The organism is Streptomyces sp. NPDC006384, from assembly GCF_042870695.1.
Lineage (GTDB): Bacteria > Actinomycetota > Actinomycetes > Streptomycetales > Streptomycetaceae > Streptomyces.
This window is the reverse complement of the sequence record NZ_JBIAHR010000007.1, coordinates 170,948-184,556: the sequence shown is the minus strand read 5'-3', so window position 1 is coordinate 184,556 and position 13,609 is coordinate 170,948. Positions and strand designations below refer to the sequence as shown.

Annotated in this window: 11 protein-coding genes; 4 read left to right on the top strand and 7 right to left on the bottom strand. The window is 73.7% G+C overall.

The window, feature by feature from the left end:
• Window positions 1–111: 111 nt before the first annotated feature.
• Together ACFYOJ_RS11670 and ACFYOJ_RS11665 are read right to left on the bottom strand one after the other, a co-directional pair.
• Window positions 112–1,854: a pyruvate dehydrogenase gene (locus tag ACFYOJ_RS11670; RefSeq protein WP_356551792.1), complete on the bottom strand. Its 1,743-nt coding sequence runs from the start codon at window positions 1,852–1,854 to the stop codon at window positions 112–114.
• Between the two features lie 27 nt (window positions 1,855–1,881).
• Window positions 1,882–3,453, bottom strand: coding sequence for a protein phosphatase 2C domain-containing protein (locus ACFYOJ_RS11665; protein WP_356551790.1), 1,572 nt, complete (start codon window positions 3,451–3,453; stop codon window positions 1,882–1,884).
• Window positions 3,454–3,747: 294 nt separating this feature from the next.
• On the opposite strand from ACFYOJ_RS11665, the gene ACFYOJ_RS11660 reads away from it, so the two are divergent.
• Window positions 3,748–4,731, top strand: a complete 984-nt coding sequence (locus ACFYOJ_RS11660; protein WP_356551910.1) for a helix-turn-helix domain-containing protein — start codon at window positions 3,748–3,750, stop codon at window positions 4,729–4,731.
• A 99-nt stretch (window positions 4,732–4,830) separates the two neighbouring features.
• Entirely contained in the window at window positions 4,831–5,313 is a 483-nt protein-coding gene (locus tag ACFYOJ_RS11655) for a DUF456 domain-containing protein (RefSeq protein ID WP_356551788.1), read from the top strand.
• 231 nt (window positions 5,314–5,544) lie between these two features.
• On the opposite strand, the gene rsgA is transcribed toward ACFYOJ_RS11655, so the two are convergent.
• Window positions 5,545–6,648, bottom strand: a complete 1,104-nt coding sequence (gene rsgA / locus ACFYOJ_RS11650; RefSeq protein WP_356551786.1) for a ribosome small subunit-dependent GTPase A — start codon at window positions 6,646–6,648, stop codon at window positions 5,545–5,547.
• 336 nt (window positions 6,649–6,984) lie between these two features.
• Entirely contained in the window at window positions 6,985–8,304 is a 1,320-nt protein-coding gene (locus ACFYOJ_RS11645) for a radical SAM protein (protein WP_356551784.1), read from the bottom strand.
• Window positions 8,305–8,452: 148 nt separating this feature from the next.
• Between ACFYOJ_RS11645 and ACFYOJ_RS11640 the strand changes: the two genes are divergently transcribed.
• Entirely contained in the window at window positions 8,453–9,709 is a 1,257-nt protein-coding gene (locus tag ACFYOJ_RS11640; protein WP_356551782.1) for a D-arabinono-1,4-lactone oxidase, read from the top strand.
• A 64-nt stretch (window positions 9,710–9,773) separates the two neighbouring features.
• On the opposite strand, the gene ACFYOJ_RS11635 is transcribed toward ACFYOJ_RS11640, so the two are convergent.
• Window positions 9,774–10,301, bottom strand: coding sequence for a hypothetical protein (locus tag ACFYOJ_RS11635; RefSeq protein ID WP_356551780.1), 528 nt, complete (start codon window positions 10,299–10,301; stop codon window positions 9,774–9,776).
• On the bottom strand, window positions 10,298–12,019 hold the full coding sequence (locus ACFYOJ_RS11630) for a PHP domain-containing protein (RefSeq protein WP_356551778.1): 1,722 nt from the start codon (window positions 12,017–12,019) through the stop codon (window positions 10,298–10,300). The genes ACFYOJ_RS11635 and ACFYOJ_RS11630 overlap by 4 nt, the downstream gene beginning before the upstream one ends.
• A 150-nt stretch (window positions 12,020–12,169) precedes the next feature.
• Between ACFYOJ_RS11630 and ACFYOJ_RS11625 the strand changes: the two genes are divergently transcribed.
• Window positions 12,170–12,742, top strand: coding sequence for a TetR-like C-terminal domain-containing protein (locus tag ACFYOJ_RS11625; protein WP_356551776.1), 573 nt, complete (start codon window positions 12,170–12,172; stop codon window positions 12,740–12,742).
• A 35-nt stretch (window positions 12,743–12,777) separates the two neighbouring features.
• Here ACFYOJ_RS11625 and ACFYOJ_RS11620 read toward each other — a convergent pair whose 3' ends face one another.
• Window positions 12,778–13,575, bottom strand: coding sequence for an SAM-dependent methyltransferase (locus ACFYOJ_RS11620; protein ID WP_356551774.1), 798 nt, complete (start codon window positions 13,573–13,575; stop codon window positions 12,778–12,780).
• Window positions 13,576–13,609: the final 34 nt, after the last annotated feature.

Sequence of the window (13,609 nt, the reverse complement as noted above, 5' to 3'; positions counted from 1 at the left end):
CTCACGGGGAATCCTTGCCCGATCGGCCCCCGGCCAGTCATCCCGGGGCGCCGGCCGCCGGTTCCCGTCGCGGGAACCGGCCGGTGACGCCCCGGAGGACGCGGTACGTCCCTATGGCCGCGGTACGTTGCGCAGGTTCGAGCGGGCCATCTGGAGCATCCGGCCCACGCCTCCGTCCAGGACGATCTTCGAGGCGGACAGGGCGAACCCGGTGACCATGTCGGCGCTGATCTTCGGCGGGATGGACAGGGCGTTGGGATCGGTGACCACGTCGACCAGGGCCGGCCCCTTGTGCCTGAAGGCGGCCTTCAGCGCCTTGGCGAGGTCCTTCGGCTTCTCCACCCGCGTCCCGAAGGCTCCGCACGCCTCGGCGACGGCGGCGAAGTCGGGGTTGGTGTTGGCCACGCCGTGCGAGGGCAGGCCCGCGACCATCATCTCCAACTCGACCATGCCGAGCGAGGAGTTGTTGAACAGGACGACCTTCACCGGCAGGTCGTACTGGACGAGGGTGAGGAAGTCGCCCATCAGCATGGTGAATCCGCCGTCACCGGACATCGAGACGACCTGCCGGCGCCGGTCGGTGAACTGGGCGCCGATCGCCATCGGCAGCGCGTTGGCCATGGAGCCGTGCGAGAAGGAACCGATGATGCGGCGGCGGCCGTTGGGCGAGATGTAGCGGGCGGCCCAGACGTTGCACATCCCGGTGTCGACGGTGAAGACGGCGTCGTCGTCGGCCATCTCGTCGAGGACGGACGCCACGTACTCGGGGTGGATCGGGACGTGCTTGTCGACCTTGCGGGTGTAGGCCTTGACGACGCCCTCCAGCGCGTCGGCGTGCTTCTTCAGCATCCGGTCGAGGAAGCGGCGGCTCTTCTTCTCCTTCACCCGGGGGATCAGGCAGCGCAGCGTCTCCTTGGTGTCGCCCCACACCGCGAGGTCCAGCTTGGAGCGCCGGCCGAGGTTCTCGGGCCGCACGTCGATCTGGGCGATCTTCACGTCGTCGGGCAGGAAGGCGTTGTACGGGAAGTCGGTGCCGAGCAGGATCAGCAGGTCGCACTCGTGGGTGGCCTCGTAGGCGGCGCCGTAGCCGAGCAGTCCGCTCATGCCGACGTCGTACGGGTTGTCGTACTGGATCCACTCCTTGCCGCGCAGCGCGTGGCCCACCGGGGCCTTGATCTTCCCGGCGAACTCCATGACCTCGGCGTGCGCGCCCGCCGTGCCGCTGCCGCAGAACAGGGTGACCTTGTCGGCGTCGTCGATCAGCCGCGCCAGCCGGTCGATCTCCTCGTCGCCGGGCCGGACGGTCGGCCGGGAGGTGACCAGGGCGGTCTCGGCGGCCTTCTCCGGGGCGGGCTCGCCGGCGATGTCGCCGGGCAGCGCGACCACGCTGACGCCCGAGCGGCCTACGGCGTTCTGGACGGCGGTGTTCAGCAGACGCGGCATCTGCTGGGGGCTGGAGATCAGCTCGCAGTAGTGACTGCACTCGCGGAAGAGCTGTTCGGGGTGGGTCTCCTGGAAGTAGCCGAGCCCGATCTCGCTGGAGGGGATCTGCGAGGCGAGGGCGAGGACGGGGGCCATGGAGCGGTGGGCGTCGTAGAGCCCGTTGATGAGGTGGAGGTTGCCGGGGCCGCAGGAGCCGGCGCAGGCGGCCAGCTTGCCGGTGATCTGGGCCTCCGCGCTCGCGGCGAAGGCGGCGGTCTCCTCGTGCCGCACATGCACCCAGTCGATGCCGGAGTGGCGGCGCACCGCGTCCACGACCGGGTTGAGGCTGTCACCGACGACTCCGTAGAGGCGTTCCACTCCGGCACGGGTGAGGATGTCGACGAACTGTTCCGCGACGTTCTGTTTGGCCATGGCTCCATGGAGGCACAGCGCCGGACGTCACGCCTCCCAAAGGGCGGCGGCCGTACGGTCGTCGGCGTACCCCTTGACCCGGACCCGGCTGTCGTCGAGGAACGCGGTGAGTCCGGGCGGGTCCGCGTCGGACCATCGCCGTGCGAGGAGTTCACGCAGCTCCGGTTCGCCGCGCAGGGGTTCGGCCAGGCCCGTGCTGCACAGCAGGAGGACATCACCCGGGCGGGCTACGGAGGCACGGAACCGGAACGGCTCGGGGGCCGGCCCGGCGGGCTCCGGGCCCGGGGTCAGGACCGGGCCCGGGATCAGGACCGGGCCCGGGGCCGTGACGCCCAGGTCCAGGGTGAGCCGGTCGCCCTCGGGAGCCCCGCCGGGCGCCCGGCCGGTGGCGGGACCGGCCCCGGCGCCGGGGCCGTGGTCCGGCTCCATGTCCTGCCAGACGCCGTCCCGCAGGCGGAACAGCCCGCCCGCGCCGACGCCGAAGAACACGCGGGTGCGGCACTGTGGGGCGGCGGGGATCAGCAGGCAGCGCAGGGTGGCCGCGTACTCGTGCGGGGCGAGGCCCCGGTCGGCGGCCTCGGCGCGCAGCTTGCCGAGCCCTCGGTCGGTGAGGCGGTGCAGACCGGACTTGAGGTCATCGCGCCGGGCGGCGCGCAGGTCCTCGCCGAGCCGGGCGTGGCTGCGGCCCACGGCCCCGCCGATCCACCGGCAGAGTTCCGCGGCGGCACGGTGGGCCTCCGCCGTGCCGCGGGCGCCGGTCGCCGCCGCCACCAGGATCAGCGCCCGCTCCCCCGCGCCGAAGCGGGCGACGAGCAGCGCGTCGCGGCGCGGGTCCCCCCGGTAGCGCGCGGAGTCGCCGCGGACGGAGGCGGCGCGCAGCGTGCAGGTCCCGTACCGGGCGCCCTCCAGCACGGTGTCCGGGACCAGGCCGTCCAGTTCGTCGGGGTCGGCGGGCGGCAGCGCGGTCGGTTCGGCCTCGTAGGTGGGCGGTCCCGAGCCGACGTAGTCGCGGACGGAGGCTGCCACGGCGGTCCGGGGTTCGTCGACGCGGTGCCGGTCCCCGTCCGCGGCCTCCTGCGGGGGCGGCGGCTGTGACGGCTGTGACGATTGCGGCGGCGGAGGCGGCTGTGGCGGCTGTGCGGGGAGGAACGGCGGCGGAGGCGGGGGCAGGGAGCCGGAAGAGGCCGGGGGCGGCGGAGGCGGCGGAGGCGGCGGGGCCGGTGCCTCGGCGGGCCGGGGGTCGGGGGCGGTCGGGGGCTCGGGGGGCGGCGTGACCGGGGGCCGGGGCGCGCGGGCGTCCTCGGTGCGCGGGCCGGGGAGGCCGGGATCGCCGCGCTGCCCCGGGAAGCCGGACGGCGCCGGTGGCTCCCACCAGGGCGGCCGGACGTCGGAGGAAGGCGGTTTCCCCTCGTCCGGCACGACTTCCGGCATGGCGTCCGGCCCGGCGTCCGGCGGGCCTGACACGGTGTTCGCCGCCGACGCGAACCGGTCGTCCAGGGAATCGGCCGCGGCCGCGGGGCCGGTGTCGCCGGTGTCGTCGTACAGCTGCCCCCACCAGTCGTCCTCGGAACCGGTGGGCCTTCCCCCCTGCTGGCTCATGCTCCTGATTGTCCACCGCGGCAGCCGGATGAAAACGGGGCATCCGGAAATTTCCGCCGGACCCCGGGGCACCGCACGGCGCGTCGAGTGACGCCGCCGAACAGGGTGACGGACGAGATGGCCGAGCGGTCCCACCCCCCACGGGAGAACCGCTCGGCGACGCCACCCTGACAGAGTGACCGGCGGTACGGCGACGACGGCCGGAGGCGGGTTTGCGCCGTGGCTGTTTCCCGCCACATGTGGCATCGTGCGACGATCGGATGATCTTGGGAGGGGCGGCACCTGATGTCGGGAGTGCTGGGAGCGCTGGGGCTCGAGGAGACGGACGAGTCGGCCTACCGGACGCTGGTGTCCGTGGGCGCGGCCGACGTGCCCGATCTGGCGCGGCGGCTGGGTCTCGGGGAGGAGGCCACCGACCGGGCGCTGCGGCGGCTGGAACAGAACGGGCTGGCGGCCCAGTCCTCGGCGCGGCCCGGCCGCTGGGTCGCCGCGCCGCCGGGGGTGGCGCTCGGCGCGCTGCTCACCCAGCAGCGGCACGAGCTGGAGAAGGCGGAACTGGCGGCGGCGCTGCTGGCCGAGGAGTACCGGGCCACGGCCGGTGAGCCTGCGGTGCACGACCTGGTGGAGGTGGTGACCGGCGCTGCGGCCGTCGCACGGCGCTTCCTGCAGCTCCAGCTCGGCGCGAGCGAGGAGGTGTGCGCGCTGGTCACCGGCAATCCGATCGCCGTCACCGGCATGGAGAACGACGCGGAGGAGCAGGCCGCCGAACGCGGGGTCCGCTACCGCGTCGTGGTGGAGCGCTCGGTGCTGGACCTGCCGAACGGCATCACCGAGCTGACCGCCGCGCTGGGCCGCGAGGAGCAGGTGCGGGTGGTGGACCGGGTGCCGACCAAGCTGGTGGTCGCCGACCGGACGCTGGCCCTGGTGCCGCTCACCACCCGGTCCGCGGAGCCCGCCGCGCTGGTCGTGCACGCCAGCGGACTGCTGGAACTGCTGTCGGGCCTGTTCGAATCGGTGTGGCGGGACGCGCTGCCGCTGCGGCTCGGCACCTCCGGCGTGACGGAGCAGGAGCCGGACGGGCCGGACGGCACCGATCTGGAGATCCTCTCCCTGCTGCTGGCCGGCCTGACCGACGCGAGCGTCGCCAAGCAGCTCGACCTGGGTCTGCGGACCGTGCAGCGCCGGGTGAAGCGCCTGATGGAGCTGACCGGGGTGACGACCCGGCTGCAGCTGGGCTGGCACGTGTACGAGCGGGGCTGGGTGGCCCGTACCCGCTGACCCGGCCCTGCCGGGCCCGTGCCTGCCGCCCCGGCCCCCGGCGGGCCGCGCTCCTCGCGGAGTTCTGCGTTCCGCGCGGGCCTCCGGCACCCTGGACTGATGGGAGCGTGGGACCTCCTCCTGTCGGGCCTGGTCATCCTGCTCGGGCTGTGCGGCGTGCTGCTGCCCGGCGTACCAGGGTCCTGGCTGGTGTGGGCCGGGGTCCTGTGGTGGTCGCTGAAGGATCCGCGGCCCCTCGCGTGGTTCGTGCTCGTGGGGGCGACGGTCGTACTGCTCCTGTCCTACGCGGTGCGCTGGACGCTGCCGTCCCGCCGCTCCCGCCCGGAGGGCGTCACCCGCCGGCTCACGGTGTACGCGGGTGCCGGGGCCCTCCTCGGCTTCGTGCTGCTCCCGGTGGTCGGGGCGGTCCCCGGCTTCATGGGCGGCGTCTACCTCGCCGAGCGGCTGCGGCTGGGCGGCCACGGCGCGGCGACGGCGGCCCTGCGCACCACGATGCGCTCGGGCGGCTCCGGCGTGCTGACCGAGCTCCTGGCCTGCCTGATGATCACCGGGGCGTGGCTCGGCGCGGTGCTGGCCGGTTAGAGCCGGACGCCCTCCGGCGCGGGCGGCCGCGTCCCGCGTACGGGTCCGCCCGCGTACCCGGCCGGGGTGGCGCCGGCGCCGATCGCACCGCCGTCGGCCCGCGCCGCGCCGCGGACCGGACCGTACTCCGCTCCTCTCCTCGCCGCCTCCGCCACGTCGGCCGGTGTCCGCCGGCCCGGGGGCCGGGCCGGCGGACACCGGACCTCACGGCATCACGCCGAGGCGGGCCCGCTACCGCACGCCGCGGCCGCGCTTGGCCTCCATCGCCGCCTTGCCGATGGCGCCCCGGCGCTTCCACTCCTTGCGGATCTCGGCCCGCACCCGGGCGTCGGTCTTGGCGACGATGCGCTGGTTCTCCCGCAGGAGCTTGCGGTAGCTCTCCAGCCGCCGCTCGGGCAGTCCGCCGTCGTCGACGGCGGCGAGGACGGCGCAGCCCGGCTCGCTCTCGTGGGCGCAGTCGTGGAAGCGGCACCGCCGTGCCAGCTCCTCGATCTCGGCGAAGACCTGCCCGACCCCCTCTCCGGCGTCGAAGAGCCCGACGCCCCGCAGCCCCGGGGTGTCGATCAGCACTCCCCCGCCGGGCAGGGCGAGGAGGTTGCGGGTGGTGGTGGTGTGCCGCCCCTTGCCGTCGACGTCCCGGACGGCCCGGACGCCCATGACGTCCTCGCCGAGCAGCGCGTTGGCGAGGGTGGACTTGCCGGCGCCGGACTGGCCGAGCAGCACGGTCGTGCCACCGCCGACGACGGCGGCGAGGACGTCGAGGCCCTCGCCCCGCTCGGCGCTGACGGACAGCACCGGCACTCCGGGCGCGGCCGTCTCCACGTCCTGGACGAGGTGCGCCAGGGTCACCGGGTCGGGGACCAGGTCGGCCTTGGTGAGCACGACCACGGGCTGCGCCCCGGACTCCCAGGCGAGCGCGAGGAAGCGTTCGATCCGGGCGAGATCGAGCTCGGCGGCCAGGGAGACGGCGACGACGGCGTGGTCGACGTTGGCGGCGAGGATCTGCCCCTCGGACCGCTTGGAGGAGGTGGAGCGCACGAAGGCGGTACGGCGCGGCAGGTACGTCCGGACGTACCGCGGGTCGCCCGCCGGTTCGACGGCTACCCAGTCGCCGGTGCAGACGACGCGCAGCGGGTCGTGCGGGGTGACGAACGCGGTGTCGGCGCGCAGCACGCCGCCGGCGGTGACCACGTCGCACTGGCCGCGGTCGACGCGGACCACGCGGCCCGGCAGGAGCCCTTCGGCGTCGTAGGGGGTGAACGCGTCGGCCCACTCCTCGTCCCAGCCGTAGGGAGCGAGGGCGGAGTGAGCGGTGAAGACGGAACGGGAAGTCAACGGTGACCCTTCACAAGGGCGGCCGCGGCGGCACGCGTTCACGGACGCGTGCGGGAAAGAGGTGTCAGCCGGCGGCCACGGAGGTGGACGTGATGGTTTCCGGGATGCGGGCAGCGCCCGTCACGACGACAGCCATCGGTCGACACCTCCTCACGTCTGCTTCCTTCGTCCCACGGCGTTCTCCGCGTGACGTGGGCTCACAGTAGCCGGTCGGCCGTGCGGCCCGTCAACGGGTTTTCCCGGCACCTCCGCGGCGCCGTCGGCACGGCCGCGGCCCGGCCCCGCTGGATCCGTGCGGGAGCCGGGCCGGAACGTCCCACCTCGTGACGCGTCGGCTCACACCTCCACGGGCTCGTCCGCCGGCAGGCTGTCCATGAAGGAGCTGACGGAGAAGACCGCGTTGCCGGCGCCGGGCGGGCCGTAGCCGGGGGGCGAGGAGAGGCCGAAGTCCTCCATGGTCTGGCGGTAGGCCTGGAGGAGGCGGATGTGGTACTCCAGCGGCGCGCCCTGCGGGTTGGCCTTGCCGAGCGGGGTGGTGGGCTCGGGGCACCAGGTGGTGAAGCGGGGCGTGATGCCGTGCGACATGAAGAAGCGCAGGCCCTCGGTGGTGGAGTCGATGGCCTCGTCGACGGTCTTGAAGCCGAACGGCTCGGCCATCTCCACGCCCGCGACGAAGTTGGGGATGACGTTGCGGGCGCCGAAGACCTCGGTGGAGTCCAGGATGCGCCGGTGCCACTCGTCGCGGCCGACGTAGCGCTCCTTGCCGGGGCAGTACATCTTGAACAGGTACTCGTCCCACACCTCGAAGTTGGGGTGGTAGATCTGCACGCCGTAGTCCTTGAAGCGCTGGACGTCCGGCTTGGGCAGGGCCTGGGCGACGACCTTGCCGATCCAGCGGCCGGGGAAGTGCTCCTCGATGGCCTTGGCGTACCGTCCGTAGAAGTCGGCCTCGTCCAGGCCCTGGACCTTCGACGTGATCGCGCCGCCGGTGAGGGTGTACGCGGTGGAGATCCTGGCGGTGTCGTACTTGTTGATGATCTCCAGCGCCTCGAGGACCTCGTCGACGTCCTTGACGCCCGTGTACGGCCGCCCGGCGGCCTTGTGCTGGCGCCAGTTGTGGTTGATGTCGCAGTACTGGCACTCCTCCTTGGCGCCGAAGTACTGGCAGACGCGGAACGCGGTCAGGTAGATCAGGTAGCCCCACTGGATGGTGGGGGCCACCTCCATGACCGACTTCCCGTTGGAGAGCTTGTGCCGGTAGTACTCGGGCATGGGCGGCACGCCGACGTCGGCGATCCGCCTGCCGTCCAGGTAGAGGCCGAGGACACCGTCCTCGTTCGCGGCGACCCGGTAGGGGGAGGCCGGGTTCACGCGCACCGAGACGACGGTGCGGCGCAGGTCGTAGGGGCCGCCGGTGAGGATGATCTCCTCGGGCGGGCGGCGCAGCGCGGCCTCGCCCAGCTCGGGCAGGGTGCCGTGGTCGAAGGAGAAGATGAAGTACGACTTCGGCTTGACCTCGCCGTCCTCGTTGTCGCTGAGCGCGGAGGGGTCGAAGGCGACGCCGCCCCGCAGGAGGTCCTCCTTGAAGACGGCCTCGCGCGGCACGTGCGGGAACCGCTCCATCAGATCCTCGACCAGCGCGGTACGGCTGTCCATCCCGTTGTCTCCTCCCGGCTCGGACGTTCGACTTCTCACGGTATGCCCCCGCCCTCGCGGCTTCCCGCCCGGGGCCCCCTGCGGCGCGCCAGGTAGGTTTTCCGGCGGAGGACTCCTGGTCCTCACGGATATCAGGGAGGGGTAGGGCATGAGCGACACCACCGTGACCAACTGGGCCGGCAACATCACCTACACGGCCAAGGAGGTGCAGCGGCCGCACTCGACGGCCGCGCTGCGGGATGTCGTGGCGCGGAGCCGGAGGGTGCGGGTGCTGGGCAGCGGGCACTCGTTCAACGAGATAGCCGAGCCGGGGCCCGAGGGCGTGCTGCTGTCGCTGGCCGGGCTGCCCGCCGAGGTGGACGTGGACACGGCGGCCCGTACCGTGCGGGTGGGCGGCGGTGTCCGGTACGCGGAGCTGGCCCGGCTGGTGCACGCGCGGGGGCTGGCGCTGCCCAACATGGCGTCGTTGCCGCACATCTCGGTCGCCGGGTCGGTGGCGACCGGCACGCACGGTTCCGGGGTGGGCAACGGTTCGCTGGCGTCCGTGGTGCGTGAGGTGGAGCTGGTCACCGCCGACGGCTCGACGGTGACCCTCGGGCGGGGGGACGCGCGGTTCGGCGGCGCGGTCACCTCGCTCGGCGCGCTCGGCGTCGTGACGGCGCTCACCCTCGACCTGGAGCCCGCCTACGAGGTCGAGCAGTACGTCTTCACCGAGCTGCCGCCGGCCGTGCTGGACCCGGCGGTGTTCGAGACGGTGATGGCGGCGGCGTACAGCGTGAGCCTGTTCACCGACTGGCGGGAGCCGGGCTTCCGGCAGGTGTGGCTCAAGCGGCGCACCGACCAGCCGCTGCGCGACTTCCCGTACGCCGCCCCGGCGACGGAGAAGATGCACCCGGTGCCGGGCATGCCCGCGGTGAACTGCACCGAGCAGCTGGGGGTGGCGGGGCCCTGGCACGAGCGGCTGCCGCACTTCCGTGCCGACTTCCTGCCCAGCAGCGGTGCCGAGCTGCAGTCGGAGTACCTGATGCCGCGCGGGCACGCCGTGGACGCGCTGCGCGCGCTGGACGCGGTACGGGAGGTGGTCGCGCCGGTGCTGCAGGCCTGCGAGGTGCGCACGGTCGCCGCGGACGAGCAGTGGCTGAGCCCGTCGTACGGGCGGGACACGGTGGCCGTGCACTTCACCTGGGTCGAGGACACGGCGGCGGTGCTGCCGGCGGTGCGGCGGGTGGAGGAGGCGCTGGACTCCTTCGAGGCCCGGCCGCACTGGGGGAAGGTGTTCACGACGGAGCCGGAGGCGCTGCGCGGGCTGTATCCGCGGCTCGGCGACTTCGCCGCCCTGGTACGGGAGCTGGACCCCGAGGGTACGTTCACCAACGCGTTCGTCGGCCGCGTGCTGGCCGGCTGAACCGGGCCCGCCACCGAGCCGGCCGGGCCGGTGCCGCGGAGGCGCCGGCCCGGCCGGCCGGCGGTCAGTGGACCGCGCAGCAGGGCGTCGGGTCCGGGTGCTCGAAGGGGACGAGGGTGCCGCCGGCGGCGGGCATGGCGGCCAGGACCAGGCGGCCGTCCTGCCACTGCGGGCGGACGTGGTTCCGGGTCACCAGCAGGGTGTCCGGGGGCGGTTCGCCGGGGGTGCCGAGGACCGTCACGCGGTCGATCGCCGAGCGCGCCAGCAGTTCGGCGATCGTGAGCGTGCCGGTGAGGGCGTCGGCGCCCGGGTAGCGGACGGCACGGCCGGCCGCGTCCCAGGCACCGTCGCGGACGTCGTACCCCCGGGCGGTGAGCCGGTCCCGGGCGGCACGCAGGACCGGCTCCGTCGCCGCCGTGTCCGCCGTCAGGGACAGCGCGACGCGCGGGCGGCCGTCCCGCACCAGGTGCGTGCAGCCGAAGACGCCCTCGGGGAGGGCGAGTCCGGCCGCGAGCTCCTGGAGCAGGCGGTCGGCGTCGCGCAGCGTCGTCGTGTCGGTGTCGACGCCGATGGCGTACGGCGGTGGGGTCACGAGGGCAGGATCCAGACGGGGTTGGAGTAGAACCACAGGTCGCGCCAGGGGTCGGCGTCGCCGATGACGTCGATGGCGGGGCCGTGCGGGTCGACGGACGCGCCCATGGCGCCGACGGCGGAGCGGTTGCCGTCGGTGCCGCGCAGGCGCAGGTACACGGGGCGGTCGACGCGGCCGAGGTCGTAGGAGAGGGTGACCGTGCCGGTGTTCCTGTTCACCTCGTAGGACTTCGCGACCTTGGCGGTCGGGGCGGTGAATGTGTCCTTGTCCTTCACCTCGCCGGTGACGTCGCCCTGGATGACGTCGACGCGGGCGAGGGTGGGCTGGAAGCCGGCCCAGTTGGGGCCGCCGGCCAGGGCCACGTCCGCGGTGAGGGTGACGCGGGTGCCCTTCCTGACGTGGAGGGCGCCGCCGAGGGTGGCCCAGCGGCCGCCGCCGGTGACGCGGACGTCGAGGCCGCTGATGAGCCGGCCGTGGTCGACCCAGATCCGGCCGGCGCGGATGCCGTCCATGACGGCGGCGTAGGAGAAGCCCTCGGCGCCGACGTGGGTGCGGCTGTAGTGGCCGGGCCAGTAGTCGTTCTCGGTGATGTCGATCGAGCCGCCGTAGACCGGGTCGGCGTAGCGGCCGTCGGCGTGGAAGTCGCCGCCGCCGCGGGCGGCGGTGTCGCCGTAGACCTGGTGGGAGTCGGAGTTGGCGGTGATCCACCAGGGCTTGCCCTCGGCGAGGAGGCTGTCCCACAGGCCGCCGACGGTGGCGGTCATCCAGTCGAAGCCGCCCCAGGTGCGGTAGGACTCCAGCGGGTAGGCGGCGAAGGAGGCGGGGCCGGGGCTGTTGTCGTAGATGCCGCGGGCGCCGCCGGGGCCGAGCGGCTCGGGCAGGCCGCCGGCCTGGTGGCCGGGGGCGCCCTCCATGCCGACCGCGATGCGGTGGCTCCCGGAGGTGGCGTCGCGCCAGGCGCGCAGCTCGTGCGGGGAGTCGATGCCCTTGCGCGCCGGGTGGTTGGCGAGCATCAGCGCGTCCTTGACCTTGCGCCGCCTGACCTGGTCGGCGAGGAAGGTGAGGCCGGCGACGGCGAGCGCCTCGTTGGCGGGCGAGGAGCCGGTGGCGGCCTTGACGGCGCCGTCGTAGCCGGTCTCGAACTGCTTGAGGACGGAGACCTCGTTGTCGCCGGGGTGGACGAAGACGGTGCCGTGCTCGGCGGCCGGGATGTTCCACTCCAGGCCCTGGAAGACGAGGGTGTCCTTGTGGGCGGCGCGGGCCTCGCGGATGTCCGGGTTGACCTTCTCCACGCCGATCCTGGCGTGGGTGGCGCTGCCGTGGTCGGTGATGACCAGCCAGTCCATGCCGTGCCGGGCGCCCTGGCGGACCTGGTCGATGACGCGGTACTTGCCGTCGCTGCTGTACTGGGTGTGGATGTGGTGGTCGCCGGCCAGCCAGAGGAAGCCCTTCCCCCGGCGGCCGTTGCCCGCGGCCCGCGCGGGGGCGGCGGTCGCGGTCTGGGCGAGCACCGATCCGGCGGCCAGTCCGGCGCCGAGCAGGCCCGCGCGGCGCAACAGGCCGCGGCGGGACTGCTGTTCGGGGCTCAGGGCCTCGTCGGGGACGCTGGTGTCGAAGGCGGCGGGCAGGGCGGCCGGCGCGGCTCCGTGCTCGTGGTCGTGCTCGTGCGTGTGTCCGTGGTGGTGATGCCCGTGTCCGTGCCCGTGCCCGTGCCCCATGAAACGCCTCCTGGATCCCGCCGCGGTGCGCGGCTGGGAGGAGCGCCCCGGAAGAAGGTGAACGTTGAACGACTCGGAGGTGAGCCCCGCCTGCCGCCCCGTCTGCCCTAGCATGAAACCTAGAACCCCTAGGAAACAGGAGGGTGGTCCATGCCCCGAGCCGGCCTCACGACCGAGCGTGTCGTGGCCGCCGCCGCCGAACTCGCCGACGAGGCCGGATTCGAGAACGTCACCGTCTCCGCGCTGGCCCGGCGCCTCGGCGTGCGGGACGCCAGCCTGTACACGCACGTCAAGAGTCTCCAGGACCTGCGCGTCCGCCTCGCGCTGCTGGCCGGCGGCGAGCTGATCGCCGAGATCGAGGCGGCGATCGCCGGACGGGCCGGCAAGGACGCGCTGGCCGCCTTCGCCGGCGCCTACCGGGCGTACGCCCTGCGCCGTCCCGGCCGTTACGCCGCCACCCAGATCCGTATCGCCCCGTCCCTCGCCGCCGAATCCCCCGCCCTGCGCCGCACCGCCGAGATCACCCACGGCATGCTCCGCGCCTACGGACTCGCCGAGCCCGATCTCACCGACGCGGTGCGCCTGCTGCGCAGCACCTTCCACGGCTACTGCCTCCTGGAGGCGGGCGGCGGCTTCGGCGCCCCGCGGGACGTCCAGGCGTCCTGGGACAAGGCCGTCGACGCGCTGCACGTGGCGCTGGAACACTGGCCCACCGGGGACTGACCGGCGGGGCCGGGGCAGGGGCGAGGGGCGAGGGTTCAGCGTTTGCGTGCGACGCCGCAGACCGCGACGTCGGCGGTGTCCTCCGGGGCGGCGTCCGGACGCCAGTCGGCGGTGGTCACGACGCCGGGCTCCACGAGGTCCAGCCCGTCGAAGAAGGCGGCGATCCGCTCCGGCGAGCGCAGGTGATAGGTGTTGGCGGACTGCCGGTTGTACGCCCCGACCGCCGCGTTGAGCGCCTCGTTGGTGTCGATGCCGTCGCTCAGCGCCAGGTGACTGCCCGGGGGCAGCGCCGACATGAGCGTGCTCACCAGCTCCGCGGGCCGGTCGGCGTCGGGGATCTGCCCCATGATCCCCAGCATGGTCAGCGCGACCGGCCGGTCGAGGTCCAGGGTCCTGGCGGCCTCGGCGAGGATCCGGCCGGGGTCGCGCACATCGGCGTCGATGTAGGCGCACGCCCCCTCGGCGCTGCTGGTCAGCAGCGCCTGTGCGTGCGTCAGGACCAGGGGGTCGTTGTCGACGTACACGATCCGGCTCTCCGGGGCGATGCGCTGGGCCAGCTCGTGCGTGTTGTCGGCGGTGGGCAGGCCGGTGCCGATGTCCAGGAACTGGCGGATGCCCGCCTCCCCGGCCAGGAAGCGCACGGCGCGGGCGAGGAACTTCCGCTGCAGCCGCGCGACCGCCGCGAACTCCGGGAAGGTGGACAGGATGACGTCACCGGCCTGGCTGTCGACGGGGTAGTTGTCCTTGCCGCCCAGCAGGTAGTTCCAGACACGGGCGGAGTGCGGGCGGTCGGTCTGCAGCCTGGCCCTGACTTCGTCACTGGGGTGATCCATGGGAACAGCTTCACACAGGGCGGTGCTTCAGGGG

Coding starts and splice junctions, on each gene's coding strand:
- ACFYOJ_RS11670 (WP_356551792.1), bottom strand. CDS start 1,854: ATGGCCAAACAGAACGTCGCGGAACAGTTCGTCGACATCCTCACCCGT.
- ACFYOJ_RS11665 (WP_356551790.1), bottom strand. CDS start 3,453: ATGAGCCAGCAGGGGGGAAGGCCCACCGGTTCCGAGGACGACTGGTGG.
- ACFYOJ_RS11655 (WP_356551788.1), top strand. CDS start 4,831: ATGGGAGCGTGGGACCTCCTCCTGTCGGGCCTGGTCATCCTGCTCGGG.
- ACFYOJ_RS11645 (WP_356551784.1), bottom strand. CDS start 8,304: ATGGACAGCCGTACCGCGCTGGTCGAGGATCTGATGGAGCGGTTCCCG.
- ACFYOJ_RS11640 (WP_356551782.1), top strand. CDS start 8,453: ATGAGCGACACCACCGTGACCAACTGGGCCGGCAACATCACCTACACG.
- ACFYOJ_RS11630 (WP_356551778.1), bottom strand. CDS start 12,019: ATGGGGCACGGGCACGGGCACGGACACGGGCATCACCACCACGGACAC.
- ACFYOJ_RS11625 (WP_356551776.1), top strand. CDS start 12,170: ATGCCCCGAGCCGGCCTCACGACCGAGCGTGTCGTGGCCGCCGCCGCC.
- ACFYOJ_RS11620 (WP_356551774.1), bottom strand. CDS start 13,575: ATGGATCACCCCAGTGACGAAGTCAGGGCCAGGCTGCAGACCGACCGC.